The sequence below is a fragment of the Rhizobium sp. CB2179 genome (genome assembly GCF_057653455.1).
In genome coordinates, this window is the sequence record NZ_JBYGKR010000002.1 from 213,957 (window position 1) to 239,565 (window position 25,609).

Genomic DNA, 25,609 nt, shown 5'->3' on the forward strand with positions numbered 1-25,609 from the left:
GTTATTACGTTATTGAACATTTAAAGTGAGAGAAAAATGGGCGATACGGTCGAAGCCTCCTGGTTTGCCGAAAAAATAGCCGACCGCAGTATCAGGGGGATCGCTCTCGAAACGAGCGCGCTGATCCGTGCCGGTGTCCTGCCCATTGGGACGCGCCTGCCGGCGATCCGCGATATCGCTTACGAATTGCATGTCAGCCCGGCGACGATCTCCGAAGCCTGGAGCGAATTGCGGCGGCAGAAGATCATCAGCGGCCGGGGGCGCAACGGCACCTGGGTCAGCGGTGACCGCTTTGTCGCCAAGCCGGAACGCCTCGCCAGCTCGGGAAATTATGCGGCAGGTGTGCTCGACCTCACCTTAGCCGGGCCGGATGCAGCACTTCTTCCGCGGCTCGCCGAAGCGATGGCCTATGGCGCGTCCGTCGATGACCTCAACAGCTATGAGCGCAGCCGGATCGTCCCTGAGTTGAAGGACGCCGTTTCAGAGCGATGGCCCTATGAGGCGGAAGCCTTTCTGGCGACCAATGGCGGTTACAACGCCGTCTATACGATATTGCATGCACTGGTTTCCTCGGGTTCGTCGGTCGCGATCGAACATCCGACCGGGATGCGGCTGCTCGATATTCTGGAAGATCTCGGCGTAAAAATCATCCCTGTCGCCTGCGACGGCGAAGGCCCGCTGCCGGATTCGCTGCGCGAAGCATTGCAGCAACGTCCGGCGGCTTTCCTGTTCCAGCCGCGGTTGCATTCGGTGACCGGCGTTACGGTCAGTTCATCCCGCCTCGATCAGCTCGGCGATGTGCTGGAAGACAGCGATACGCTTATCATCGAGGATGACGGCGTCGGCGACGTGTCGGCGGCACCTCCGCAGTCGCTCGGCGACCGATTTGCGGAGCGGACGATCCATATCCTCTCACTCTCGAAAAGCCTCGGCCCGGATCTGCGTCTCGCAGTTCTGTCGAGTTCCGCGCCGATCGTCGACCAGATCCAGTCTTACCGTTCCTTCAGCGCCGGCTGGACCAGCCGTATCGTGCAAGGTGCCGCCGCCTGGCTATTGCGCGATCCGGCAACCTTGCAGCTTATCGCCGAGGCGCGCGAGATCTATCGGCAGAGGCGCGACGCTCTTGCCGATGCGCTCAGCGAACGGGGAATACCGATACCACCAAGCCAGGGCCTGTGCCTCTGGGTGCCCGTCGTCTCCGAACCATTCGCGATGGTGACGCTTGCCGCACGCAATATCGCCGTCAACCCGGGCAGCAAATTCTCCGTCCTGCCAAGCAGTCATATTCGCGTGGCGACCAGCACGCTCAGCGATCGCTGCGAGGAAGCCGCCGATGCGATCGCGCTGGCTCATGCGCCGTGAACGGCTGGGCCGCACCAGGTCTCTGATCCCCGTTCATTCCGCGCAAGTCCGGAACTACTTTCCCTCAAGCCATTCCTGCAGTTCTGCCTCAGCCCGCTCCAGAGCGCTGTAGTTCAGGAGTTTGCGCAGGAAAGCGACGGTGACGGCGCGGGCGCGCAAATTGAAGCGGCCGTCCTCGTGGTCGTCGCCGGCGCTCTGGTAGACGTCGAGCTTGTCGTAGAGCTGCTGCAGGCGGTTCTGCACGCTGCGCAGGGAAAGGCCCCGACGTTTGGCGATGGCCCGGTCGGTGAGGCCGAGCGCGATATCGACAAGGATCTCGTATTCGGAATCGGTAAAGCCGTTCGTCTGGCCGAGGCTCTTTTGCTGCAGGCCCCGCACCTCGCGGTCGATGACGCACTGGCTCTCGATGAAGATCGAGCGCAGCGCAAGCTTCAGCCGCTCGTCGGAGGCGGATTTCAGCACATAGCCATAGGCGGCGCCATCCGGCACGATGCGCGAGACGCCCCGTACGTAGGCCTCGTCCGAGTAATTCGACCAGAACAGGATGCGGGTCTCCGGCCGCTCCTTCCAGATGGTGCGCGCCGCCTCGATGCCGTTGCGGTTTGCCATCTGCAGGTCCATGACGATATGCGCCGACTTGTGGTCGCGGGCGAGCTTCTCGCCGACGGTTCCATTCTCCGCCTCGATCACCGTATCGCATTCCGGCAGAGCCGCGTTGACCGCCTCGTGCAGATAGGACCGGTGCAGCGGGTCGTCCTCGACGATCAGAACCTTCATTGCGCCCTTCTCCTCAGTTTGGCCCGATTGCCGGGTGGTTCGGTACGAGCGGTAGCACGACGCGCACCACAGTGCCGCGATTGTTGTGGCCGGGGCCGGTCGTGAACCGCGCCGAAATCAGCCGCGCACGGGTCTTCATATTGTCGATGCCGCCGCCGATCCGTCCCCGCGCCTTGGTGAGCCCGGTCCCGTCGTCGGAGATTTCGATCGACAGCCGCTCCTCGTCGGCCTCAAGCCGCACCGTAACGGCCAGGGGCGCGGCATGGCGCACCGCATTGTTGATCGCTTCCTGGGCAATCCGAAACAGCGCGACGCTGACGGTCGGTTCCAGTCGCTCCAGTGCGCCGTGCGTCTCGTCGACAAGGCCCCATTCGATCCCCGATCCGCTGTCGCGGGTCGATCGGTCCAGATGATGTTCGATCGCTTGGGCGAGGCCGAAGAGCTGGAGCACGGAGGGTTTTGCCTGCTCGATGATCTGCCGCAGATCCTGCATGCAATGCTGCAGGGAACGGGAGATCGGCTCCAGCGTCTCGGGCGCCACCTCGCCGTGGCGCGACAGTCGATCGATCCGGCGGGCGAGCCGCGTCAGGTCGGCGAGCGTCTGGTCGTGCAGGTCCATGCCGATGCGCTGGCGTTCCTGCTCCAGGGCTTCGGTCAATTTCAGTGCACCTTGCCGCAAGCCCTCCTCGCGGGCGCGGGCCTCTGCCTCGACAATGGCCGAGCGTTGCGCCTGCTCGGCCGCCTGCAGCGCGAAGAAATAGGGCGTCAGCAGGTCGGCGATGATGCGGGCGCGTTCGATATCCTCCATCGTATAGACGCCCGCCCGGTGCGACGAGCAGGAAAGCGCCGCGATGATCGTGCCCTGCACCTTCATCGGCACATGCAAGCGGCTTCTCAGCGACTGTTCGACGATCGGCCGCTTGAACGCGCCCTCGAAGTGGAAACGAGGGTCGGTCATGGCGTCGTCCGCCAGCAGAAAATCCACCTCGCCCCAGAGCAGCGCGCGGATGGGGCTGTTGACAACAGGCGCACCGGCAAGCCCGCCCCAGGCGGTCTCGATGCCCGTCTCGTAGGCCGTGTGGTAGTTACCGCCCTCAAGCAGCACGCAGACATCGAGGTGGTCGTGCGGGATGATATGGGCGACCTCGGCCGCGACGGAACGGATAGCCGAGCGGAAGTCGAGCTGGCCCGCGAGCAGCCGGGAAATGCCGAGATAATGGTCGAACATGGCTGCGGGTACGAGATGCAGCATCGTCAGTTCCTCCCCGAGGCGGCAGCAGGCTCCTCAACCCGCCGCGACCCTTCGCAGTAAGCGCCCGCGGAAGCGCCGCCGTCTTGCGTAAACCCGCAGCTTGTTGCGCAAATCCCGCAAACGGATTGCCGCCTTGCCCCTGTACAGGCCGGTCGATCTCCCGCATCCTGCCCTTACTGAGAGGAGGAAGCTCAGTGCAAGAACAATTTTCACTCGGACCCAATTGGGCCGGCAGGAGTGAAGCGATCCGCCGACCAGCGCGATCATCAGGGAGGAAGACATGACAATCCGTAAGATGCTTCTGGCATCGGCCGCTATTGCTTGCGCCGCGATGCCCGTTTCCGCCTTTGCCGAGACATCGGCCAAGAAAATCGCCCTTTCCAACAACTATGCCGGCAATTCGTGGCGCCAGGCCATGCTGACGAGTTGGGGCAAGGTGACGGGCGAAGCCGTGAAGGCCGGCACCGTTGCCGCAGCCGACCCTTTCACCACCGCCGAGAACCAGGCGACGGAACAGGCCGCGCAGATCCAGAACATGATCCTGCAGGGTTATGACGCCATCGTGCTGAACGCCGCCTCGCCGACGGCGCTGAACGGTGCGGTCAAGGAAGCCTGCGACGCCGGGATCACCGTCGTGTCCTTCGATGGTATCGTCACCGAACCCTGCGCCTGGCGTATCGCCGTCAACTTCAAGGAAATGGGCCGCAGTGAGGTCGAGTACTTATCGAAGAAACTTCCGGACGGCGGCAACCTGCTCGAGATCCGCGGCCTTGCCGGTGTCTTCGTCGACGACGAAATCTCGGCGGGCATCCACGACGGTGTCAAGCAGTTCCCGCAGTTCAAGATTGTTGGCTCCGTTCACGGCGACTGGGCGCAGGACGTGGCGCAGAAGGCTGTTGCCGGCATCCTGCCGAGCCTGCCCGACATCGCCGGCGTCGTAACGCAGGGCGGTGACGGCTATGGCGCCGCACAGGCGATTGCCGCAACCGACCGGAAGATGCCGATCATTATCATGGGCAACCGCGAGGACGAACTGAAGTGGTGGAAGGAGCAGAAGGACGCGAAGAGCTACGAGACCATGTCCGTATCCATCGCGCCAGGCGTCTCCACACTCGCTTTCTGGGTGGCCCAGCAGATCCTCGACGGTAAGGAAGTCAAGAAGGACCTCGTCGTGCCCTTCCTGCGCATCGACCAGGACAATCTCGAAACCAACCTCGCCAATACCCAGGCCGGCGGCGTCGCCAACGTGGAATACACGCAGGCAGACGCAATCAAGGTCATCGAGTCCGCAAAGTAATTCTCCCGGCGACTGCCGCGCATCCGCAGAAGGTCGCGCGGCATTTTTTTTCAAGCAGGCATGGCGGGCAGCATGGATGACGTTTTGAAGGCGGTGATCGCCGTCGATGGCGCCAAGGTGAGTTTCGGCGCAGTCAGGGCACTCGATGGCGTGACCCTTCGCGTCATGCCGGGCGAATGCGTCGGGCTTGTCGGACACAATGGCGCCGGCAAGTCCACCATCGTCAGCGTCATCAACGGCGGTCTCACACCGCACGAAGGAGGTGTGGCAAGCGACGGCGAACGGCTGGAGCGTTATGGCATCAACGCTGCGCGTGCCCGCGGTGTGCGCTGCGTCTTCCAGGAGCTTTCGCTCTGCCCCAACCTTTCGATCGTCGAGAACACGCGCATCATGCATCGCCATCTCGGAGGCTTCGGCTGGCGAAGGCGCGCCGCACAAATCATCGAAACGAGCCTCGACGCCGTCTTTCCCGGCCATGGCATCGACAGCAGCCGGGCCGTGGGGGATCTTTCGATCGCCGAGCGGCAGATGGTCGAGATATCAATGGCCTTTTCCGACGCCGGCATTGCGCCGCGTCTGGTGATCCTCGACGAACCGACCTCGTCGCTCGATGCAAGCCTTGCCCGGCAGATGCTCGACCATGTCCGCCGCTTCATCGCCACGGGCGGGTCCGTCATCTTCATCTCTCATATCCTGCACGAGATCCTCGAAACCTCCGACCGCATTGTCGTCATGAAGGACGGCCGCGTCGTCGCCGAGCGCCCGGCGCAGGGCTTCGACCATCACGGCCTCGTCGAAGCAATGGGCACTGTTGCGAAGGAGGAAACCAAGCGCTCGGCCCGCGAACAATCCATCGCTCCGCTCGTTCTGTCCCATCAGGCGAAGGGTCTTCCCTTTGCGGCCCGCAAGGGCGAGATCATCGGACTGGCGGGTCTGGCCGGCCATGGGCAGACCGAGCTCCTGCTTGCCCTGCATGCCGCCCAGTCGAGCAACTGGCTGCCCCAGCGCGATCCGCTCGTCACCTTCGTTGCCGGCGACCGCCGCCTCAACGGCGTCTTCGAACTCTGGAGCATCCTGCGCAACTTCTCCATCGCCTCGCTCGGTGACCTCTCCCGGCGCGGCCTCATCCTCGCGGGCGAAGAAGAGGCGAAGGGCGCCGACTGGAAGCGGCGGATCGAGATCCGCACGCCCCATATGGACAACCGCATCCTGTCGCTTTCGGGCGGCAACCAGCAGAAGGTGCTCTTTGCCCGCGCGCTTGCGACGCGCGCACCTGTCGTCCTGATGGACGATCCGATGCGCGGTGTCGACGTCGGCACCAAGCAGGAGGTCTACGCGATCATCCGCGAGGAAGCGGCGCGCGGCCGCACCTTCATCTGGTACTCGACCGAGATGGACGAGGTTCGCCTCTGCGACCGCGTCTACGTCTTCCGCGAAGGCCGCATCACGGCCGAACTCGCCGGCGACGCGGTCAACGAGAAGAACATCATCGCCGCCTCCTTCGAAGGGGTCGCCGCATGACGTTCCGGCTGTCGTCCGACGCCCTGCGTCTAGCCATTCCCGCCCTATCGCTGACGCTGCTGCTCGCCGCCGTCTTCTGGCTGCAGCCGCGCGCCATGAGCTATGTCGGGCTCAACCTGCTGTTCAACCTGGCTGTGCCGATCGCGCTTGCGACGATCGCCCAGATGATCGTGATGGCGGTCAACGATCTCGATCTCTCGATGGGCGCCTTCGTCAGCTTCGTCGCCTGCGTCACCGCGACCTTTCTGCGGGATGCCCCGGTGATCGGCGTGCTGATCCTGGCCGGCGCGATCGCAACCTATGCGGGCCTCGGCGTCGTCATCTATCTACGCAACCTGCCGTCCATTGTCGTGACCCTTGGCATGAGCTTCGTCTGGGGTGGCCTTGCCGTCCTGCTGCTGCCGGCACCGGGCGGACAGGCGCCGGACTGGGTGCGCTGGCTGATGACCGTCAAGCCGCCGCTGGCGCCGATGGCGATCGTCGCCAGCATCGTCATCGCCTTGGTCGCCCACCTTCTCGTCATGCGGTCGTCGCTCGGCGTGCTGATGCGCGGCATTGGCGGTAACCAGCGTTCGGTCGAGCGCGCCGGCTGGTCGATTGTCGGGGCGCGCGCTGCCGCCTATGGTCTTGCCGGCCTCTTTGCGGTGCTCGCCGGCATCGCCCTCGTCGGCCTGACGACCTCGGCTGATGCCAATATCGCGTTGCGCTACACGCTGCTGTCGATCGCCGGCGTGATCCTCGGCGGCGGCGAGTTCATCGGCGGCCGCGTTTCCCCGATCGGCGCCGTCATCGGCGCGCTGACACTGACTCTTGCCGGCTCGTTCCTGTCCTTCCTGCGCATTTCGCCGGACTGGCAGATCGGGGCTCAGGGCGCGATCCTGATCATCGTGCTGGCACTTCGGCTGATGCTGAACCGCCTGGAGAAGCGGGAGAAACGCCGATGACCCCGCTCCTGCGCCTGTTCCGCAAACCCTGGATCTGGTCGTGGCTTGCCGCCTTTGTCGTCTGGTTCCTGACGATCATGGTGACGTTCGGCGCCAGCACGCTTGGCCTGTCGCAGGCAGCACTCACCTTCGCGGCTTTCTCGGTCATCGTCGGCATCGGCCAGATGTTCGTCATCACGCTCGGCCCCGGCAACATCGATCTCTCGGTTCCCGCCACCATGACGCTTGCCGGCACGGTTGCGCTGAAGCTGATGAATGTCGAAAACGGCATGATCCTGCCCGGGCTTCTCGTCGCCATCGTCATCGGCCTTGTCGTCGGCCTCGGCAATTATGCGCTCATCAAGGCGCTGCGCATTCCGCCGATCATCGCCACGCTTTCCATGAGCTTCATCGTCCAGTCCGCAGCGATCTGGACGAACCGCGGATTGCGCATCAAGCCGCCGAGCGTGCTGGCGGAGTTCACCACGTCGAACACGCTCGGCGTGCCGAATGTGGCGATCGTCGCATTCCTGATCTCGCTGCTGGCCTGGTTCCTGCTCGAGAAGACGATCTACGGACGCTGGATCTCGGCGATCGGGCAGAGCATGCCGGCAGCGCGCATGGCCGGCATACCGGTCGATGGCACGCGTCTCGTCACCTACCTTTTCTGTGCGGTTCTCGCATCGGTCGCAGGCTATCTGCTCGCCTGTTTCTCCGGCGGCGCGGCGCTCAACATGGGCACGGAATATCTGCTGATGTCGATCGCCGTCGTCGTGATCGGCGGCACGGCGGTTGCCGGCGGCGATTCCAACGTACCGGGCATCTGGGGCGCATCGCTCTTCATGTTCCTGGTCGTCTCCATGCTCAATACTTATGGGTTCGGCGCGGGCATCCGCCTGATCATGACCGGCCTTATCATCATCAGCGTTATCATGCTCGCCGGCGGTCGCCGGGCCGGCATGCGATAAACGGGAAAACCGCCATGGCCGAGGCCAGCATTTACGAAATCCACGACCCGCGCTTCCGGCAGATGATCGTGACCAGTGCCGGTCTGGACGAACTCTATTCCGGCTGCCGCTGGGCGGAGGGTCCCGTCTGGTTCAACGATGCGAACCAGCTGCTGTGGAGCGACATTCCCAACCAGCGCATGCTGCGTTGGACGCCCGAGAGCGGCGTCTCCGTCTATCGCCAACCCTCCAACTTCACCAACGGCCATACGCGCGACAGGCTGGGACGGTTGATCTCCTGCGAACATGGCGCGCGCCGTGTCACCCGCACCGAGATCGACGGCTCGATCACCGTCCTTGCCGACCGTTTCGAGGGCGCCCGGCTCAATTCGCCGAACGATGTGGTGGTGAAATCAGACGGCTCGATCTGGTTCACCGACCCAACCTACGGTATCATGTCGGACTATGAAGGTTATCGCGCCGAGCCGGAGCAAGCTACCCGCAACGTCTACCGGCTCGATCCGACGACCGGGGCGCTTTCCGCAGTCGTCACGGATTTCATTCAGCCGAACGGCCTCGCCTTCTCGCCCGACGAGACAATCCTCTATGTGGCGGATTCGGCCGCCAGCCATGACGAAAGCCTGCCGCGCCACATCCGCGCTTTCGACGTGATCGACGGCATCAGGCTGGCAAACGGCCGCGTCTTCTGCCTGATCGACAACGGCATTCCTGACGGCATCCGCACGGACGTGAACGGGAACCTTTGGTCGAGTGCGGCCGATGGCGTGCACTGCTTCGACCCGGCGGGTACACTGATCGGCAAGATCCGGGTACCGCAGACCGTCGCCAACCTCACCTTCGGCGGGCCTCAACGCAACCGTTTGTTTATTGCGGCGACGCGGTCGGTTTATTCGGTTTATGTGGCGGTGAGTGGGGCTCAGGTGCCGTGAGGTCGCAATACAAACCGTTGCTACAAAAAGCTCGGCGGCCCGCCCCGTATGCTGGCCGCCGAGTGCACATAAATCTCTTCATCATATGGGCTGATTGAACCCTCCGCTCGTAAGGCCATGCATTTCCCGGATCAGATCGGCCGCCCGCTCTCCGATGACAACACAAGGCGCCATCGTGTTGCCGGTGGTGATGCGAGGCATGATCGAGGAGTCTGCGATGCGAAGGCCATCAATACCGTACACTTTGAGCTCGTTATCGACCACCGACATGCTGTCGCGTCCCATCTTGGCTGTGCAGGATTGATGCCAGTAGGTGACGGCCGATCTGCGGATGAAGTCAATCATTCCCGATCGATCGCGCGCGCCTGGCGCTGTCTCTCCTGTCACCAGCGGCGTAAACGCTTCGCTGTTTCCCAGTTCCCGGCATAGCTCCACCGCGACCAGGGCAGCAGCCATGTCTTCTGGTTCACTCAAAGAGTTGGGTTCGATTAGGATGGGGTCATTTGTATCCGGGCCGGAGAGCCGTAGTCGACCACGGCTTTGCGGTTGGGCGAGACCGCTAAACATTGTCCAGCCATGTTCGGGCGTTTGGAGACCCGTCTCGATCGGCGCAGGCACGGCGAACTCCAACTGGCACTGAAGAATGTCCGGCTGGGCAAGACGCGAGTCGCTTTTCCAATATAGTTTTGCTTCGCAGCCGCTACCACCGATGGTTTCAGGCTTTCGATATGCCCAGGTGCAGCCGAATGCGAGGTGATCCTGATGATTGCGACCAACACCAGGTAAGTGCTGAACGACAGGAATGCCATGAGCTTGTAACTCATCTTCCGGGCCTATACCCTACTGCATCAAGACTTTCGGCGTGTTGATCGCGCCAAGCGACAGCACCGTCTCGCAACGCGCCGTGAACTGACGTCGCTGACCATCGACAAGAACCTCGACCCTAATCACCCGCTTGCCATCGAAGATGAGACGCGTGACCAGGGCATCGGTCAGCACCGTCAGGTTCGGCCGCGACATGAGCGGACGGACATAGGATCCGAACACGGATTCCCGCTTGCCATCTCGGATCCGCAGTTCAGCGATCGATGCCCCTCCTGGCCCCTCCATCATTTCACCGTTCGGGCTGTCGTAGACGGGAATGCCGATAGCGGATGCCGCACGCAACAGCGCCTTTGCGATCGGTTGGGGCGCCTGCGGCTGCGCTACGTAGGCCGGTCCTCCCACGCCGCGCCGCGTTGAGTCCGGAGCGCCGCGCCAGTCTTCGACCCGGCGATAGTAGCCGAGGATCGACTGGTAGCCCCACGTCTCATCGCCGGCTTCAGCAGCAAAGTGGTCCCAATCTCCCTTGTGTCCTCTGGCCCACACCATGACATTGATGCTCGAACCGCCACCGAGCCCCTTGCCCATGCTGAAAGGGAGACGTCGACCATCCAGGCCGGGGGCCGGTTGTCCAACAAAGCCCCAGTCCCGGCTCGAGCCGAGATTGAGTGGCCACTGCGCAGGGTTGGTGACGGTCTCAGCGGCATCATCTCCGCCGGCCTCGAGCAGCAGAATATTCGCGTTCCCACTCTCTGCCAGTCGCGCAGCGACAACGGAGCCGCTGGACCCGGCGCCGCAGACGATGAAGTCGAAAACATCACCGACCTCGCTCTGAGGAATGGGCGGATTTTCGAGTGCATTTTGGTCATGACTATTCAGCTTCACGTGACTACCTCCGTGAATGGATTCAACAATAGCGAATTTGCTGGGGATCCCCCCGGGGCGAATGCGGGCAATGGATCCCAGTCCGAGATCGTGCGGCCTTTTATGTGCTCGCTTTAGCCCGACCTCGCTCGGTTCGACAGCCCCTGCTCGTCGTCATCGGGACAGTGCGGATATCCTGATGAGGCTGCGTCTGTCATTGCTTCTTCGCCGAGACGGCCTTAGCGGCCTGATCAATGGTATCCGCGACCACCTTCGGCTGCGTCATGAACAGGGCGTGGCTTGCCGAAACCTTGATGATCTTCGCCTTGATGCGCTCTGCCATGTGGATCAGCATCGCCTGATCAAATGCCTTGTCCTCGGTAGCAATGACGGCCCAGCTGGGCTTGGTGCGCCAGGCAGCATTTTCGAGCTTGGTGCCGAACGCCGACATGTTGATCGGCACCTGCGCGTCCCTCATGAATGCAACATCGGCGCCGCTGACGTCATGAGCAAAGCCAGCCTTGAACTTTTCCGGGCTGACATAACCGAAGCCGTCCCTGGTGGTCTCGATGACGAACTCCGATGCGGGAGCAAATCCTTCGTATTGCTGTGCCGTTGTCTCGCCAGCATCTGGGGATAGAGCAGAAACATAGACGAGGCCTGCAACCTTTGCGTCGATGCCCGCTTCCGTGATGACTGTGCCGCCCCAGGAATGTCCGACGAGAATGACCGGACCGTCCTGCCGCTCAAGCGCACGTTTGGTGGCCGCGACATCGTCTTCCAGCGAGGTCAGCGGGTTCTGCACGATGGTGACGCGATAGCCGCGCTTTGTCAGATTGTCGTAAACACCCCTCCAGCCAGAGCCGTCCGCAAATGCGCCATGGACGAGAACAACATTTTTTACTGACTGGTTTTGAGGAATGGTGTCGGCGGCGTCCGCCGGTATGGCGGCAGACAATGCGGCGGCGGCTGCGATTGCGGCAACGGTAGTCGTGGTCTTGGGTGTCATGGCTTTTCCCTATGAGCGATAACTATTATCGCGATATATATAAGCTTGCAGACTTCAGCTCGGGCGTCAAGATAATTATTATCGCGATATTTAAATTCCCGCTTGCATGGGCTATATGGAGTTTACAGGAGCTCACAATGACCAAACGCCATAACGACCCGCCCCCTCTGCACGACCAATTGTGCTACGCAATTTATACAGCTGGTATTGCCATCCAGCGCGCTTACAAGCCCCTTCTCGATGAGTTGCGCCTGACGTACCCGCAGTATCTCGTGCTCAACGTATTATGGAGCGAAGATGGACAAACGGTGGGTGCCATTGCCAACGCCCTTGCCCTGGAATCCAGCACGCTGACGCCGCTTCTAAAGCGCCTTGAAGTATCCGGCCTGCTTCGCAGGACCAGAAACCTGAGCAACGAGCGCCAGGTGTTGATTGCGTTGACCGACGAAGGCAGGGCCTTACAGCACAAGGCTGGTTGTCTGAGCGACACCTTGCTTGCTGCCTCGACCCAGACGCCACAGGAATTGGGCGCTCTGAACCGCGACGTCCGCCATCTCCGCAACGCGATCTATTCCCAGATCGGCGGGTGGGACGCACCCGCCTGATTTGCCGTGTATGTCGGCGCCTAGGCTGTTGGCACTGTCCCTCCATCGATCGTATATTCGGTACCAGTGATTGATGCAGCCCGGTCCGAAGCGAGGAAGGCAATCAGGTTTGCGACCTCTTCCGGCTTTGCCGGACGCCCCAGCGGAATGCCGCCCAGCCCGTCCATGATGATCTTTTTGCCCCCCTCAAGGTCAGTTCCGGCCTGCTTCGCCAGGCGCTCTGCAAGGTGGACCGAAGCTTCCGTTTCGATCCAGCCCGGCGACACCCGAACGACACGAACACCTTTGGGCGAAACTTCCTTCGACATCGCCTTGCTGTAAGTGGAAAGTGCTGCCTTGGCTGCAGCATAGGCGGTCGTCGATTCTGGAAGCGGCAGGACTCTCTGGATGGATGTCACATGCACCACCACACCGTTTCCTTGAGCGACCATGCCCGGAACCAGTTGCCGATCCAGGCGAACGGCTGGAAAAAGGTTGAGCGACAGCTCCTTATGCCAGTCGTCTTCCGACAGTGCAGAAAATCCACCTCCGGCCGCTGAAGAGCCACCGAGCATATGGACGATGACGTCGACGCCGCCAAGGCGCCGCCGCGTGGCCTCTGCGACGATTGCACATCCCTCTTCCGTGGTCAGGTCCGCCTCGACGAACATTTCTTCCGACAGGCTTTCCGGACGGCCCCGCGCTGTCGTCAGCACCTTTGCGCCTAGCTCCCGAAACAGGCTGACGGTTGCAGCGCCGGTACCTTTTGTTCCAGCGGTAATGAGTGCGCGTTTGCCCCTCAGGTTGAGAAAGTCGGTCATGACCAGATCTCCAGCCAGACGATCCTGTCGTCCTTGAGGGTGAAGCCGTGGGTGAGCATCACCGGGCTACCGGGAAACTGGCCGCTCACCCTTGCTCGGACGATTGCTTTGTTGCCGTCAATCGCGGATTCCACGGGTTCTGCACGGTATTGGGTGGCCTTCTTCGCCGCCACCCACCACTCGCGGATTGCGGCGACGCCTTGATGGTGCGCCCCTTCGTCTTCGACGACGGCTTCGATCGCAAAGGTGTCCAGCAGCGCATCCGCGTCATTGCGACGGTCTGCTTCAAAGTACGTGTTTATGATACCGGGCATGTCCATTGTGTTCTCCTCATAATCTAACCGATACTTATCCCTCGACCATTGCGTAAATAAGTGGGATAAACCGGCATGCGATGATGAACAGATCGGGACGATGGAGCTATCCAGCCTGAAGGAACTTGAAGCGGCCATTGCAATTGCCAGGCGCGGGACTTTTCGAGCAGCGGCCATTGATCTCGGTATGTCCACGACCGCGTTGAGCCATACGATAAGCAGGCTCGAGGCGGGACTTGGCGTGCGGTTGTTTAACCGCACCACCCGCAGTGTGTCGCTGACGGATGCCGGCCGGTTGTTTGTGCAGCAGGTTGGGCCCACGCTTCAGGATCTCCATGCTGCTCTGGATCTGGTACGCTCCCACCGCGAGACTCCTTCCGGTACGATACGGATCAACGCAGCGCCATTTGCGGCGCGCGCCATCGTCTCACCGCTCGTGCTGGAGTTCCTGCGCCGCTATCCCGACATGAATGTCGATATCGTTACCGAGGGTAAAATGGTCGATATCGTCAAGGACGGGTTCGATCTGGGCGTCAGGGTAGAAGGCCTCGTTCCCAGCGACATGATTGCCGTTTCGCTCGGCCGGCCTCAGCGACACGCAGTGGTTGGGTCGCCCGAGTATTTCGAGAAACATGGTAAGCCCACGGTGCCTCCGGATCTTCTCAGTCACAGGTGCATTCGTGTTCGCCTGCCAGACGGCTCCTTGTTTCGATGGCGGTTCGAAAAGGACGGCGAGTCGTTGCAGATCGACGTGCGGGGGCCAATCGCACTCGACGAGACCAGTCTTACGCGGACTGCTGTGATCGAAAGCGCCGGCGTGGGCTATCTCTTTGAACAGGACATTCTCTCGGACATAGAGGCGGGGCGCGTTGTGCGCGTTTTGAAAGATTGGACGCCGCCGTATCCAGGGCTATGTCTATACTATCCTGGACCCCGAAATCTATCGGCTGGCGTCCGAGCATTCCTCGACTTAGCTCGTGAGTTCTCCCGAAAAGTGGGTTGACCCACTGCCTTCACCTTGAACGGTTTAGAACCGTTGGCGGTGAACCCTCCTGCGTCGCTCCTGCCTACCGCCCGCGTACTACTGCGCCGGTTCCAGCATCGCGCAATCTTCCCCGCCGTTGCACTCTCCCAAGAGGGTGCGCTGACCGAGCGCAATGATAAGGACGGTTGCGGCCCCGGCGGCTGCAGACACCCAGAATCCGCTCTGGGGACCGTAGCTGTCGACGACCCAGCCGGAGACGAAAGCGCCGAGCGCCATGCCGATGCCGATGCCGGTCATTACCCAGGTGACGCCTTCCGTCAGCACCGATTCCGGCACGCGACGCTCAATCAGTCCGAAGGCCGTAATAAAGGTCGGCGAGATTGCGATGCCACTGACGAAGACGGCCACAGCAAGCAGGGTTACCGAACTGCCGGCGACGAGCAGCGGCAGCGAGGTCAGGGCGAGGATCGCAACAGCGATAAGCAGCTGACGGTGCAAGGGGATACGCAGATTAAGCGCGCCGAGGGTCAAACCCACTAGGAAGGAACCGAGGGCATAGACACCGATGACCAGGCTTGCGGCATTCGGCTGACCAAGCTCCTTGGTGATGGCGACAACACTCACCTCAGCGGTTGCGAAGATCGCGCCGACGAAGATCAGCGCGAGTGTGATGATCTGCACCGGGCGCTGGCGGATCGCAGAGCCAACCGAAGCCGCGCCGGCGACATGACGCACCTTCGGCTCGGTGCCGCGCTGCACGATGAACGCGACCGTTCCGAGCGCCAGAAAAGCTGTGCTCACTATCATGCCGGCTTCCGGGAATAGGGCGACGGCCAGCCCGACCGACAGCGAGGCGCCGGCGATGTAGACCAGTTCGTCCGCGGCACTTTCGAACGCGAAGGCGGTGTTGAGTTCGGGCCGGTTGCGAAAGAGTTCCGTCCAGCGCGCCCGCATCAGCGCCGGAATGCTTGGCATGGCCGCCGCGAGGAAGGCAGAGGCAAATAGCGTCCACACCGGCCAGTTCTGATTGGCCGCGGTGATCAGCGCGATGAACGCCATCACCGATACCATGGTTGTTGGAACGACGACTGCCGTCTGGCCCAGTCGGTCGACTGCTCGCGAAATCTGCGGTGAAATCATAGCATTGGTGAGCGCATAGGTCGCCGACACGGCGCCTGCCAGCCAATATTCGCCACGTGCCTGGGAAAGCATGGCGACGATGCCAATCGGCGCCATGGCGATAGGAAGGCGTGCGAAAAAGCCGGCTGCGGAGAAGCCCTTGGCCCCAGGTGCCGCGAATATTTGTTTATACGGATTTGACATGGGACGATCCTTCCAGATATCGGATAGAACGCTTATATACGGAGCGTATGTGTTTTAGATAATGCATACGTTCCGTATGTCAATGAAAAAGATACGCGGCGTATGCCAATGGAGAAGAGATGCGCAAACCGCGCCAGGAGATGATCGCAGAGACCCGCGGCAAACTGATCGCAGCCGGGCGGCGTGCCTTTGGCACGATCGGCTACGCGGAAGCCTCGATGGACGATTTCACCGGCGAAGCGGGACTGACGCGCGGCGCCCTCTATCACCACTTCGGTGACAAGACGGGCCTGCTCCAGGCCGTCATCATCGAAATCGATGCGGAAATGACGGACCGGCTGAACGAGGTCTCGGCCGCCGCTCCCACGCGCTGGCAGGGATTTGTCGACGAGTGCTCCGCTTATATCGAAATGGCGCTTGAGCCTGAAATCCAGCGTATCATGTTTCGCGATGGCCCGGCTGTGCTCGGCGATATCTCGCAATGGCAGAACACCCCCGGCTGCATCGCCGCCCTCTCCCGCAGCCTCGACCGTCTCAAGGCCGATGGCGAGATCATCGATATCGACACCGAAACCGCCGCTCGCCTCATCAATGGCGCTAGCAGCCATATGGCGCTGTGGATCGCCAATGCCGAGAATCCGGAGGCGGTTTCGAAGCGGGCGGTCGCGGGATTCAAGGCTATGTTGGGCAGCCTCCGCAGGCAGCAAGGAGGTGTTTGATTTTCTATTCAGGCGCCATCGGGCCTGGGTCGTTCCCTTGACGATCGCGTTCCTGCCGCTCTCTAGCCACCGCTCCACACTCTGATACGTTTTTGGCATTTCCTGAAACATGCCAGATACGCAGACCCGTCAGACATCACTCCGTCACGAAATGTCGCCCTGGGCGACAAGAACATGGAGTGCCACATGAAGAAGTTTGACAATATTCGCGCCTGGCGCCGGCTTGCCCGCGGAGCAATGGTGATGGCGGTTGGACCGATGTTGCTGTTCCCAGCCGGTTACCTTGTGCCGGCGAGTGCCGCCGACGTCACATCGGAAGGGCCGGCGACGCCGATCGAGGCCGACGAAACGATCCGCCCGTTCCAGATCCACGTTCCGCAGTCACAGCTTGATGATCTGCGCAAGCGCATTGCCGAAACGCGTTGGCCAGACAAGGAGACCGTGAGCGACACCTCGCAAGGCATCCAGCTTTCGCGCGTCCAGGATCTGGTCCGTTACTGGGGCACTGATTACGATTGGCGCAAAGCCGAGGCTGAGCTCAATGCACTTCCGGAATTCATCACGACGATCGACGGGGTCGATATCCAGTTCATCCATGTGCGATCGCGTCATCCCAACGCCCTTCCGGTCATTTTGACCCATGGTTGGCCGGGTTCGACCTTCGAGTTCATCAAGGCGATCGGCCCTCTTACCGATCCGACTGCCTATGGCGGTAAAGCGGAGGACGCATTTGATGTCGTCATCCCTTCCATCCCCGGCTACGGCTTTTCGGGTAAGCCGACGGAGCTTGGCTGGGGCCCCGACCGCGTTGCGCGAGCATGGGACATCCTGATGAAGCGGCTCGGCTACGCGCACTACGTTTCCCAGGGTGGCGACCATGGTTCCGTTATCTCGGACGCGCTGGCGCGCCAGGCACCGAAGGGTTTGCTTGGTATCCATCTCAACATGCCGGCGACCGTTCCGGGCAATCTCACCAAGGCGGTCAACAGTGGAGACCCGGCTCCCGCAGGGCTGTCGGCGCCCGAGCGGGATGCCTATGAATCCCTGAGCACCTTTTTTGGCCGGAATGCCGCCTATGGGGCCGTGATGGTGACGCGTCCGCAGACGATCGGCTACTCGCTTTCCGACTCGCCGTCGGGCCTAGCTGCCTGGATCTACGAAAAATTTGCGCAATGGAGCGATAGCGAGGGCATTCCCGAGCGTGTTTTTTCCAAGGACGAAATGCTGAATGACATCACATTGTACTGGCTGACCAACACTGGGGCATCCTCGTCGCGGTTCTATTGGGAAAACAACAACAACAACTTCAGCTCAGACGCCCAGAAGACCAAAGAGATCAAGATCCCGGTGGCAATCAGCGTATTCCCAAAGGAGATCTACCAGGCGCCGGAGAGTTGGAGCAAGCAGGCCTATCCCACGCTGCATTACTACCACCGTGTCGATATGGGCGGTCACTTCGCCGCCTGGGAACAGCCCCAACTTTTCGGTGAGGAACTGCGAGAGGCATTCAGATCGGTGCGTTGATGACATCGGCCGCAGAATGGCGGCTTGGCATATCCGCGGCTGAGAGTGGCGAATTCAAAGCCGCGGAGAATCCAGCTCGAGCCGTTGCGTCAAATCATCCTCATCCGACTGTATTTTCCGCGGATCAATTCATTGCGCCGCCCGCCGCCAATACCTCGTCCGGCGTATCGACATCGAGCAGGGCCGCGTCGCCAACATCGACATCGAGCACGGGCAGGCCTGATGTGGCGATGATATCGCGCGCGCCGACATCGCCTTCAAGCCTGAGGACTGCCTGACTGAGAGAACATGGCAGGATAACAGGATTGCCGGGCTTCCCCTGCGAAACAGCGCGCACGACAGCCTCGCCGCCGGCGTGGCGAAAGGCGGAAATCAGGGCATCGAGATGCGTCGTGGAAATGCCGGGCATATCGGCGAGCATGACGAGAATGCCGTCGGCGCTGTCAGCGTCCCTCGATGAGAATCCTGCTATGAGCGAGCTCGCCATGCCGCTGGCGTAATCGGGATTGTCGACGAAAGTCAGAGCGAGCCCATCGAGCGCGGCCTCGATCTCGCTCCGGCGATGGCCCGTGACGACAATGACGCAGGCTGCATCGGCAGCGAGCGCGGTCAATGTTGACCGCCGCACGAGCGGCACGCCGTCGAACTCGGCCAGCAGCTTGTGCTTCCCGCCCTCACCCATCCGGCTTGCCTTGCCGGCAGCAAGAATGACGATCGCGACTGACGCCTTACGCATAAGCCACCAGTCTTGCCGCAGCGATGTCAGCCAGAACCGACAGGGCGAGCGAGGTTGCATCTCGCGTCGGGCCGAACATCCCGATGGGCGCCTTGATGCGACCGATATCATCCTTTCCGAAAGCCATGGCTGTCAACCGCCCGACACGCCGATGATGCGTCCGGGTGCTGCCGAGCGCGCCGATATAAAAGGCGGGTGAGTGAAGCGCGGTCGCGAGAATGGCGGCTTCGGCGTCGAGGTCATGATGCAGGAGCACGACGGCCGTGAAGGGGTCGATGATGTCGGCTGCGACCCTGCCCGCCTCGCCCTGTCCTCTGACGATCACGTCGTAGCCGGAAGCTTCGGCCAATCGTGCGACGGCCTGCGCTTCGATCGTCCGCCCGGACAGGACGACGCGGGTGCGGGGACGGTAGACGCTCAGGAAATCTCGCTCGAGCCAGCACGCCCGTGACAGTGGGTCTACCGCTTCGAGCGTCTGACGTTCTGGCGAATAGGCAAGACCGGCTGCCTGCCGCCGTTCGAGACGATCGAGAACCTCCCGCAAAGCGCCGACATTTTTGAGGACATGGATTGCGACGGTGATCCCGCCGCCGCAGGGAAGGACAATGTCGAAGAAGGGAGAGCCGTCGCCGAACTTGACCGTGCGGTCCCGTCCTTCCGCCATTGCCAGAAGCGCTTCGGAAGCGACGGCGGCCTCGACGCATCCGCCGGAGACATAGCCGCAGAACCGCCCGTCTGCGGCAACCGCCATATGAGCGCCGAGCGCCCGCGCGGCCCCGCCCCGGATGTCAACGAGAGTGGCGAGCGCCGCCACGCCAAGACCATGGGCGTCTATCGCGAAGCGAAGCAGGTCCGACGGATCGTCGGTGGACGAGGCCCTGACGGGAATTGGCGCCGTGATGGGCGCAAGTGTCTGATCCATCGGAAATCCTACAGGAAGTGGCGGCGGTCCGCTTTCGAGACCGCCGCCGAAATAATCAGGCCACGTCCGGCAAGCCGCCGATAAGCTTGTCAAGCGTCAGCGGATAGTGCCGAACCCTGACGCCGGTCGCGTTATAGACGGCGTTGGCGATTGCTGCCGCGACGCCGCAAAGGCCAAGCTCGCCGACGCCCTTGGCCTTCATCGGCGAGGACATCGGATCGGTCTCGTCCATAAAGATTACCTCCTGGTGCGGAATGTCGGCATGCACCGCCACTTCGTAGCTGGCGAGATCGTGGTTGACGAAGAAGCCGCGGCGGGTGTCGACCGCCAATTCCTCGGACAGTGCGCCGCCGGCCCCCATCGTCATTGCGCCGATGACCTGGCTGCGGGCGGTGATCGGATTAAGGATTCTTCCCGCCGCGCAGACTGCGAGCATCCTGCGAATACGGCTTTCTCCCGTAGCAATGTCGACGCCAACCTCCACGAAGTGTGCGCCGAATGTCGATTGCTGATGCGTCTCGGTAAGCTCTCCCCACTTGATGGTGTCCTCGCCGACAAGACCCTCCGGACCGGCGGCCTCGGCAAGAGGCACCGAACGATTGCCCGAGCGGACCGCGCCATTCTCGAAGATGACGTCTTCGGAGTTGAAGCCGAGCTTCTTGGCGATGGCCTCACGCAGCTTGACACAGGCTGCATAGACGCCGGACGTGGAGGAGTTCGCACCGAACTGTCCGCCGGAACCAGCAGAAACCGGAAAACGCGAGTCGCCAAGTTGGACGGCGACCTTGTCGATCGCAACCCCCATCATCTCGGCGGCAGTCTGGGCGATGATCGTGTAGCTGCCGGTCCCGATGTCGGTCATGTCGGTTTCGACAGTCACGACGCCTTCCCGGTCAAGCTTTACCCTTGCTCCTGAAGGAAGCACGAGGTTGTTGCGGAAGGCGGCGGCAACGCCCATGCCGACCAGCCAGTTGCCGTCACGCCTGGAACCGGGCTTCCCCCGGTTACTCCAGCCAAACCGCTCCGCACCGAGCGTGAGGCAGCCGATGAGATTGCGCTGGGAAAAAGGCCGCTGCGGCTTTTCCGGATCGACCTGCGTGTCGTTGACGATCCGAAACTGCACAGGATCGATCCCAACTTTTTCGGCAGTCTCGTCGATGGCGATTTCGAGCGCCATCAGTCCGGGGGCTTCGCCCGGAGCGCGCATGGCATTGCCCTCCGGCAGGTTGAGTGTCGCAAGACGCATCGCGGTCATCCGGTTCGCCCCTGCATAGAGAAGACGGGTCTGATTGACAGCGGTCTCAAGCTGGCCGCCGGGTTGGTCGCCTGACCAGCTTTCGTGCGCTATGGCGGTGATCTTGCCGTCACGCTCGGTTCCAATGCGGATCCGCTGGATCGTCGCCGGCCGATGGGTGGTGTTGTTCATGAGAAAGGGCCGGGGCAAGGCGACCTTGACGGGCCGCTTTGCCGCACGCGCGCCGACAACGGCCAGCACGGCATCCGCCCGCAGGAACAGCTTGCCGCCGAAGCCGCCGCCGATGAAGGGCGACATGAGGTGGATCTTCTCCTTGTCGATGTCGAGCGTCGTCGCAAGGTCGGAGCGCCACCAGTCGATCATCTGGCTGGAGGTCCAGACGGTCACCTCTTCGCCGTTCCAGGCTGCGATCGATGCGTGCGGCTCCATCATCGCATGTGACTGGTCGGGCGTCGTATAGGACGCGTCAACAGTGACGGGAGCTGACCTGAAGGCAGCCTCGAAGTCGCCGACCGCGGTATCGGGCTGCTGCGATTCATCCGGCTTGACGGCTGAATCCTTTGCCTTGCCGAGGTCGAACACACCCTTTTCCTCGGCATAGTCGACCTTGACCAGGGAGGCTGCGGCGCGTGCCTGCTCGAAGGTCTCGGCGACGACGACCGCAATTGCCTGGTGATAGTGCTGAATCTCGTCGCCGCCAAAAAGCTTGGCGGTGTTGAACTTGCCCTTCTTCCGCTCGCCGATGTCGAGCGTCGTCACGACGGCAAGCACACCCGGAGCCCTCTTGGCGGCGGACACGTCCATGGACGTGATGCGGCCCTTGGCGATGGCCGCACCGACAGGATAACCATAGGCGTAGCGCATATTCGGATCGTGCCACTCATAGGCATACATCGCGCGGCCGGTCGTCTTGAGCTGGCCGTCGATCCGATGGATCGGCTGACCGACCACCTTCAGATTATCGATCGGGTTGGTTGTCGCTGGTGTATCGAACTGCATGGCTCAACCCCTTGCTTCGGCGATGACCGCGCCGAGCGTGCGCTCGACCAGACGGACCTTGAAACGGTTCTGTTCGGTAGGACGGGCGCCGGCAAGAAGGACGTCTGCCGCCGCGCGCGCACCTTTCGGCAGCTCGGCTTCGGCTGCCTCGATGCGCCATGGCTTATGGGCGATGCCGCCGACGGCGACCCGCCCTGTACCATCCGGCTGGATCACGGCTCCGACCGAGACGAGTGCGAAGGCATAGGAGGCACGGTCTCGCACCTTGCGATAGATGTGCTTGCCGCCGATCGGGGGCGGCAGCAGGACCGCCGTGATGAACTCGCCGCGCTCGAGAACGGTTTCGATATCAGGCGTGTCGCCGGGCAATCGATGAAAGTCGGCGATCGCAATTGCGCGACGACTGCCGTCGGCCTTGACCGTTTCCACGACAGCATCGAGCGCCCGCATGGCGATCGCCATGTCACTCGGATGCGTGGCGATGCAAGCTTCGCTGGTGCCGACGACGGCATGCTGGCGGCTAAAGCCGCCGATGGCCGAACAGCCGCTGCCCGGCTGCCGCTTGTTGCACGGCTGGTTCGGGTCATAGAAATAGGGACAGCGCGTGCGCTGCAGGAGGTTGCCGGCCGTCGTCGCCTTGTTGCGCAGTTGCCCGGAGGCACCCGCGACCAAGGCGCGGGACAACAGACCGTAGTCGCGGCGAACAGTCTCGTGCGCTGCAAGATCGGTGTTGCGGACCAAGGCGCCGATGCGCAGCCCGCCCCCCGGCGTGGGCTCGATCTTGTCGAGGCCGAGACCGTTGACGTCGATCAGATGCGTCGGCGTTTCGATCTCGAGCTTCATCAGGTCGAGGAGGTTGGTACCGCCGGCGATGAATTTGGCTTCAGGATTGGAGGCTGCCGCCTTGGCAGCGGTCTCGACGGATGAGGCACGTTCGTAGGTGAAGGCTCTCATGCTTTTATCCCCGCGACTTCCGAAATGGCATCGATAATGTTGGAATAGGCGCCGCATCGACAGATATTGCCGCTCATGCGCTCGCGGATCTCGGCTGCAGTGACGGCCGCCTCAGCCGTAAGATCGCCGGTAACGTGGCTCGGTATGTTCGCCTTGATCTCTTCCAGCACCGCCACGGAGGAACAGATCTGTCCTGGCGTGCAGTAGCCGCACTGGAAGCCGTCATGCTTGATGAAGGCCGTCTGCATCGGATGAAGGTTTCCAGGCTGGCCGAGGCCTTCGATCGTGGTGATTTGATCGCCTTCGTGCATGACCGCCAGCGTCAGGCAGGAGTTGATGCGGTGGCCGTCGACCATGACGGTGCATGCACCGCACTGGCCGTGGTCGCATCCCTTCTTCGTGCCTGTGAGATGCAAGTGCTCGCGCAACGCGTCGAGCAGCGACGTTCTGTTGTCGACCTCGAGATCGCGGTTCTCACCGTTAACCGTGAAGGAAACTTTCGATGTATAGGCCATGTCATTTCCTGGGGACTGCGCCGCCGCGGGCGCGACGGCTCCGGTGACCGCAATCGCTGCGGCCGACGAGATAAGTAGATCTCGACGGGAAAGTTCCAGTTGTGTCTGGCTTGGCATGAACTGTTCCACCTTGCTCGTTGGACATGGGCGCGTCAACGCCGTCTGCTGAGGTAGTGCATCTCCGCCGTCTGATTAGGTCCCTTCCGTTGCATACGGTTATCGATCTGGCTCATGAATTCCCCGGGCCGCGGTCATAAGATGCCGCGAACCACATCTTCAATGAAGTTGGCTTGAATGTGGAAGCGCCGGCGGAGTAACGCCCGTCGATGCGCGCGAAAAAAAGCAGCGCCATGCGCAAAAAATGATGCTTTTCGGGCTCATCATTATTCCCTACTCCCTATCGAAGCAGGTGACGAAAAGGGATGACCGGATGCCCACGCCGTTTTACTGGAACGAGCTCAATACATATGATTTTGCCGGCCTCTCTCCCGAGACCACGATTGCCGTTCTGCCCATCGCCTCGACGGAACAGCACGGCCCGCATCTGCCGATCGCAACGGATGTCGCCATCGCGACCGGCATGCTGGCGGAGCTGAAGCGGCAGCGGTCGGAGGATCTGGACATCCTGGTCCTTCCGACACAGGAGATCGGCAAGGCCAACGAACACATCTACGGCCCCGGCACGCTGTCGCTCAGTGCTGAGCTGCTCATCCCCGTCTGGACGGCGATTGGCGCAAAAGTTGCCGAAGCCGGGCTGCGGAAGATGGTGATCGTCAATTCCCACGGCGGCAATGTCGACATCATGAGCATCGTCGCGCGCGAACTGCGCGTGCGCCAGCAAATGGCGGTGGTCTCCACGCAATGGGGCCGCTTCGGTCATCCGGAAGGCATGGTGAGCGATCACGAGAGCAAATACGGCATCCACGGCGGCGATGTCGAAACATCGTTGATGCTGCACTTCCGCCCCGAGCTGGTGCGCATGGACAAGGCGCAGAACTTTGCCTCCAAGGCCGAAGGGATGCGGCAGCAATCCAAATTTCTTCAGCCTCTGCCGCCGCATTCGCTGGCCTGGATCGCGCATGACCTCAATCCCCTCGGCGTTGTCGGCGATGCCTCGATCGCCACGGCTGAAAAGGGCGAGGCGATCTGCCGCCATCAGGTCAAGGGGTTTGTCGAGCTGCTCCGGGATCTCAAGGCCTATCCGCTTTCGAATCTCTATGTGAAATAGGTTCAGCCGCCGGTTTCACATCCGGTGGGATATGACCCTTGGCCTGCAATTCCTGCACCAGGCCGAGCAGTTCGGCGAGCAGATATTCGACGAAAAGGCTGGTGGCCGCGTCAAGGGGCGCGCGGGCGCGGGCAAACAGCTTCATCTGCTGGTAACGCGCATGGGGCTCGGCGATCGGCCGGAAGACGAGTTCACCGCGCCGGCATTCGGTGATGACGTCGAGCGGATTGAGCAGCGTCAGCCCCGTGCCGCATTTGACGAGCTGCTTCAGCATCTCCGATGCATTGGTTTCCAGCACCGGCTCGACCGAGATCGGCAGGCGCGCAAAAGCAAGGTTGATCACCTCGCGCAGGCTGGTCCCCGGCTGCGCCAGAACCAGTTTTTCCTGGGTGACATCGGCAAGGTTGATCGGCCCGGGACCGATCAGGTGATGCCCTGGCGGCAGCACGACACCGATCGGGATATCGAAATTTCCAAGCGTGCGGATGCCTGGAGTGGCGGGGATGTTGAAGCCGAGACCGATATCCACCTCGCCGGATACAACGGGGCTGGCCGTCGTGCCGCCGGTATCGTTGCGCAGCTGGACGAAGACGCGCGGATGCTCTGAAAGAAAGCGCGCGATGATTTCGGGCAGCGGCCCGGCGGCAAGCCCAACGGTCGTCACCATGCGCACCTTGCCGGCCTGCTGCATCTTGAGGCTGCGGATGCGCCCCTCCAGGCGCTCGTAATTCTTCAGCACGTCCCGGATATGTTCGATGCAGAGTTCGCCGGCAGCCGTCAGCCGCAGGCCACGCGGCAACCGCTCGAAAAGCGGCGCCCCGATCTCCTCCTCCAGCGCCAAAATCTGCCTGTTAACCGCCGATGACGCAACATTGAGGCGCGCGGCCGCCTTGCGGATCGAACCGCACCGGGCGATCTCGTTGATGTAAAGAAGGCGTCTGGAGTGCAGCATGGTCTCTCCGATGCATAAATTTTGCGCAGGGCGCACAAATTATTTTCAGCTTTC

Annotated in this window: 23 protein-coding genes and 1 pseudogene; 11 read left to right on the forward strand and 13 right to left on the reverse strand. The window is 61.9% G+C overall.

The window, feature by feature from the left end:
- The first annotated feature begins 36 nt into the window (after positions 1-36).
- Positions 37-1,362: an aminotransferase-like domain-containing protein gene (locus AC244Q_RS25100; RefSeq protein ID WP_128406666.1), complete on the forward strand. Its 1,326-nt coding sequence runs from the start codon at positions 37-39 to the stop codon at positions 1,360-1,362.
- Between the two features lie 54 nt (positions 1,363-1,416).
- Here the strand turns inward: AC244Q_RS25100 and AC244Q_RS25105 are convergent, their stop codons facing one another.
- Positions 1,417-2,139 carry a response regulator transcription factor gene (locus tag AC244Q_RS25105; protein WP_003562390.1) on the reverse strand — a complete coding sequence of 241 codons (723 nt, stop codon included), beginning with the start codon at positions 2,137-2,139 and terminating at the stop codon, positions 1,417-1,419.
- A 13-nt stretch (positions 2,140-2,152) separates the two neighbouring features.
- On the reverse strand, positions 2,153-3,391 hold the full coding sequence (locus tag AC244Q_RS25110; protein ID WP_128406665.1) for a GAF domain-containing sensor histidine kinase: 1,239 nt from the start codon (positions 3,389-3,391) through the stop codon (positions 2,153-2,155).
- 280 nt (positions 3,392-3,671) lie between these two features.
- Here AC244Q_RS25110 and AC244Q_RS25115 point away from each other — a divergent pair, with 280 nt between their 5' ends.
- The 5 genes from AC244Q_RS25115 to AC244Q_RS25135 all read left to right on the forward strand — a co-directional run bounded on the left by AC244Q_RS25115 (position 3,672) and on the right by AC244Q_RS25135 (position 9,029).
- The gene (locus AC244Q_RS25115) at positions 3,672-4,688 is read left to right on the forward strand and encodes an ABC transporter substrate-binding protein (RefSeq protein WP_003562388.1); all 1,017 of its coding nucleotides are present in this window, start codon (positions 3,672-3,674) and stop codon (positions 4,686-4,688) included.
- Between the two features lie 72 nt (positions 4,689-4,760).
- The gene (locus AC244Q_RS25120; protein WP_032996975.1) at positions 4,761-6,209 is read left to right on the forward strand and encodes a sugar ABC transporter ATP-binding protein; all 1,449 of its coding nucleotides are present in this window, start codon (positions 4,761-4,763) and stop codon (positions 6,207-6,209) included.
- Positions 6,206-7,153 (forward strand): ABC transporter permease, encoded by a 948-nt coding sequence (locus AC244Q_RS25125; protein WP_003550647.1) that lies wholly within the window; start codon positions 6,206-6,208, stop codon positions 7,151-7,153. The genes AC244Q_RS25120 and AC244Q_RS25125 overlap by 4 nt, the downstream gene beginning before the upstream one ends.
- Positions 7,150-8,100: an ABC transporter permease gene (locus AC244Q_RS25130; protein WP_017996139.1), complete on the forward strand. Its 951-nt coding sequence runs from the start codon at positions 7,150-7,152 to the stop codon at positions 8,098-8,100. The genes AC244Q_RS25125 and AC244Q_RS25130 overlap by 4 nt, the downstream gene beginning before the upstream one ends.
- A 14-nt stretch (positions 8,101-8,114) precedes the next feature.
- On the forward strand, positions 8,115-9,029 hold the full coding sequence (locus tag AC244Q_RS25135) for an SMP-30/gluconolactonase/LRE family protein (RefSeq protein WP_017996138.1): 915 nt from the start codon (positions 8,115-8,117) through the stop codon (positions 9,027-9,029).
- Positions 9,030-9,110: 81 nt separating this feature from the next.
- Here AC244Q_RS25135 and AC244Q_RS25140 read toward each other — a convergent pair.
- A pseudogene (locus tag AC244Q_RS25140) lies at positions 9,111-10,736 on the reverse strand (GMC family oxidoreductase).
- A gap of 193 nt (positions 10,737-10,929) precedes the next feature.
- A complete protein-coding gene (locus AC244Q_RS25145) occupies positions 10,930-11,724 on the reverse strand; it encodes an alpha/beta fold hydrolase (RefSeq protein ID WP_128406664.1) in 795 nt (264 codons plus the stop codon).
- A 137-nt stretch (positions 11,725-11,861) separates the two neighbouring features.
- Between AC244Q_RS25145 and AC244Q_RS25150 the strand changes: the two genes are divergently transcribed.
- Positions 11,862-12,329, forward strand: a complete 468-nt coding sequence (locus AC244Q_RS25150; protein WP_003562381.1) for a MarR family winged helix-turn-helix transcriptional regulator — start codon at positions 11,862-11,864, stop codon at positions 12,327-12,329.
- A 20-nt stretch (positions 12,330-12,349) separates the two neighbouring features.
- Here AC244Q_RS25150 and AC244Q_RS25155 read toward each other — a convergent pair whose 3' ends face one another.
- Together AC244Q_RS25155 and AC244Q_RS25160 are read right to left on the reverse strand one after the other, a co-directional pair.
- Complete coding sequence (locus AC244Q_RS25155) at positions 12,350-13,129, reverse strand: SDR family oxidoreductase (protein ID WP_017996136.1); 780 nt, start codon at positions 13,127-13,129, stop codon at positions 12,350-12,352.
- A complete protein-coding gene (locus AC244Q_RS25160; protein ID WP_128406663.1) occupies positions 13,126-13,449 on the reverse strand; it encodes a nuclear transport factor 2 family protein in 324 nt (107 codons plus the stop codon). Before AC244Q_RS25160 ends, AC244Q_RS25155 begins: the two co-directional genes overlap by 4 nt.
- Positions 13,450-13,543: 94 nt before the next feature.
- On the opposite strand from AC244Q_RS25160, the gene AC244Q_RS25165 reads away from it, so the two are divergent.
- A complete protein-coding gene (locus AC244Q_RS25165) occupies positions 13,544-14,446 on the forward strand; it encodes a LysR family transcriptional regulator (protein WP_128406662.1) in 903 nt (300 codons plus the stop codon).
- 78 nt (positions 14,447-14,524) lie between these two features.
- Here AC244Q_RS25165 and AC244Q_RS25170 read toward each other — a convergent pair whose 3' ends face one another.
- The gene (locus tag AC244Q_RS25170; RefSeq protein ID WP_128406661.1) at positions 14,525-15,751 is read right to left on the reverse strand and encodes an MFS transporter; all 1,227 of its coding nucleotides are present in this window, start codon (positions 15,749-15,751) and stop codon (positions 14,525-14,527) included.
- A gap of 119 nt (positions 15,752-15,870) precedes the next feature.
- Between AC244Q_RS25170 and AC244Q_RS25175 the strand changes: the two genes are divergently transcribed.
- Positions 15,871-16,470, forward strand: a complete 600-nt coding sequence (locus AC244Q_RS25175) for a TetR/AcrR family transcriptional regulator (RefSeq protein WP_012755140.1) — start codon at positions 15,871-15,873, stop codon at positions 16,468-16,470.
- A gap of 186 nt (positions 16,471-16,656) precedes the next feature.
- Positions 16,657-17,994, forward strand: coding sequence for an epoxide hydrolase family protein (locus tag AC244Q_RS25180; protein ID WP_128406660.1), 1,338 nt, complete (start codon positions 16,657-16,659; stop codon positions 17,992-17,994).
- 124 nt (positions 17,995-18,118) lie between these two features.
- Here the strand turns inward: AC244Q_RS25180 and AC244Q_RS25185 are convergent, their stop codons facing one another.
- The 5 genes from AC244Q_RS25185 to paoA are packed head-to-tail and all read right to left on the reverse strand — an operon-like array spanning position 18,119 to position 23,504.
- A complete protein-coding gene (locus AC244Q_RS25185; RefSeq protein WP_128406659.1) occupies positions 18,119-18,730 on the reverse strand; it encodes a nucleotidyltransferase family protein in 612 nt (203 codons plus the stop codon).
- Positions 18,723-19,652 carry an XdhC family protein gene (locus AC244Q_RS25190; RefSeq protein WP_128406658.1) on the reverse strand — a complete coding sequence of 310 codons (930 nt, stop codon included), beginning with the start codon at positions 19,650-19,652 and terminating at the stop codon, positions 18,723-18,725. Before AC244Q_RS25190 ends, AC244Q_RS25185 begins: the two co-directional genes overlap by 8 nt.
- A 55-nt stretch (positions 19,653-19,707) precedes the next feature.
- Positions 19,708-21,906, reverse strand: a complete 2,199-nt coding sequence (paoC, locus tag AC244Q_RS25195; protein ID WP_128406657.1) for an aldehyde oxidoreductase molybdenum-binding subunit PaoC — start codon at positions 21,904-21,906, stop codon at positions 19,708-19,710.
- 3 nt (positions 21,907-21,909) lie between these two features.
- Positions 21,910-22,860, reverse strand: coding sequence for an FAD binding domain-containing protein (locus AC244Q_RS25200; RefSeq protein WP_128406656.1), 951 nt, complete (start codon positions 22,858-22,860; stop codon positions 21,910-21,912).
- Entirely contained in the window at positions 22,857-23,504 is a 648-nt protein-coding gene (paoA, locus tag AC244Q_RS25205; RefSeq protein ID WP_128406655.1) for an aldehyde dehydrogenase iron-sulfur subunit PaoA, read from the reverse strand. The genes AC244Q_RS25200 and paoA overlap by 4 nt, the downstream gene beginning before the upstream one ends.
- A gap of 232 nt (positions 23,505-23,736) precedes the next feature.
- Between paoA and AC244Q_RS25210 the strand changes: the two genes are divergently transcribed.
- The gene (locus AC244Q_RS25210) at positions 23,737-24,603 is read left to right on the forward strand and encodes a creatininase family protein (protein ID WP_012755147.1); all 867 of its coding nucleotides are present in this window, start codon (positions 23,737-23,739) and stop codon (positions 24,601-24,603) included.
- Here AC244Q_RS25210 and AC244Q_RS25215 read toward each other — a convergent pair.
- Positions 24,566-25,555 (reverse strand): LysR family transcriptional regulator, encoded by a 990-nt coding sequence (locus tag AC244Q_RS25215; protein ID WP_003562367.1) that lies wholly within the window; start codon positions 25,553-25,555, stop codon positions 24,566-24,568. The two genes, AC244Q_RS25210 and AC244Q_RS25215, sit on opposite strands and share 38 nt — an antisense overlap.
- Between the last annotated feature and the right edge of the window lie 54 nt (positions 25,556-25,609).

Bases quoted from the DNA above. Each gene is read 5' to 3' on its own strand.
- AC244Q_RS25125 (WP_003550647.1), top strand. From the start codon at position 6,206: ATGACGTTCCGGCTGTCGTCCGACGCCCTGCGTCTAGCCATTCCCGCC.
- AC244Q_RS25110 (WP_128406665.1), bottom strand. From the start codon at position 3,391: ATGCTGCATCTCGTACCCGCAGCCATGTTCGACCATTATCTCGGCATT.
- AC244Q_RS25165 (WP_128406662.1), top strand. From the start codon at position 13,544: ATGGAGCTATCCAGCCTGAAGGAACTTGAAGCGGCCATTGCAATTGCC.
- AC244Q_RS25180 (WP_128406660.1), top strand. From the start codon at position 16,657: ATGAAGAAGTTTGACAATATTCGCGCCTGGCGCCGGCTTGCCCGCGGA.
- AC244Q_RS25175 (WP_012755140.1), top strand. From the start codon at position 15,871: ATGCGCAAACCGCGCCAGGAGATGATCGCAGAGACCCGCGGCAAACTG.
- AC244Q_RS25170 (WP_128406661.1), bottom strand. From the start codon at position 15,751: ATGTCAAATCCGTATAAACAAATATTCGCGGCACCTGGGGCCAAGGGC.
- paoC (WP_128406657.1), bottom strand. From the start codon at position 21,906: ATGCAGTTCGATACACCAGCGACAACCAACCCGATCGATAATCTGAAG.
- AC244Q_RS25135 (WP_017996138.1), top strand. From the start codon at position 8,115: ATGGCCGAGGCCAGCATTTACGAAATCCACGACCCGCGCTTCCGGCAG.
- AC244Q_RS25115 (WP_003562388.1), top strand. From the start codon at position 3,672: ATGACAATCCGTAAGATGCTTCTGGCATCGGCCGCTATTGCTTGCGCC.
- AC244Q_RS25120 (WP_032996975.1), top strand. From the start codon at position 4,761: ATGGATGACGTTTTGAAGGCGGTGATCGCCGTCGATGGCGCCAAGGTG.
- AC244Q_RS25155 (WP_017996136.1), bottom strand. From the start codon at position 13,129: ATGACCGACTTTCTCAACCTGAGGGGCAAACGCGCACTCATTACCGCT.
- AC244Q_RS25200 (WP_128406656.1), bottom strand. From the start codon at position 22,860: ATGAGAGCCTTCACCTACGAACGTGCCTCATCCGTCGAGACCGCTGCC.
- AC244Q_RS25190 (WP_128406658.1), bottom strand. From the start codon at position 19,652: ATGGATCAGACACTTGCGCCCATCACGGCGCCAATTCCCGTCAGGGCC.
- AC244Q_RS25160 (WP_128406663.1), bottom strand. From the start codon at position 13,449: ATGGACATGCCCGGTATCATAAACACGTACTTTGAAGCAGACCGTCGC.
- AC244Q_RS25150 (WP_003562381.1), top strand. From the start codon at position 11,862: ATGACCAAACGCCATAACGACCCGCCCCCTCTGCACGACCAATTGTGC.
- AC244Q_RS25130 (WP_017996139.1), top strand. From the start codon at position 7,150: ATGACCCCGCTCCTGCGCCTGTTCCGCAAACCCTGGATCTGGTCGTGG.
- AC244Q_RS25215 (WP_003562367.1), bottom strand. From the start codon at position 25,555: ATGCTGCACTCCAGACGCCTTCTTTACATCAACGAGATCGCCCGGTGC.
- AC244Q_RS25105 (WP_003562390.1), bottom strand. From the start codon at position 2,139: ATGAAGGTTCTGATCGTCGAGGACGACCCGCTGCACCGGTCCTATCTG.
- AC244Q_RS25145 (WP_128406664.1), bottom strand. From the start codon at position 11,724: ATGACACCCAAGACCACGACTACCGTTGCCGCAATCGCAGCCGCCGCC.
- AC244Q_RS25210 (WP_012755147.1), top strand. From the start codon at position 23,737: ATGATGCTTTTCGGGCTCATCATTATTCCCTACTCCCTATCGAAGCAG.
- AC244Q_RS25185 (WP_128406659.1), bottom strand. From the start codon at position 18,730: ATGCGTAAGGCGTCAGTCGCGATCGTCATTCTTGCTGCCGGCAAGGCA.
- AC244Q_RS25100 (WP_128406666.1), top strand. From the start codon at position 37: ATGGGCGATACGGTCGAAGCCTCCTGGTTTGCCGAAAAAATAGCCGAC.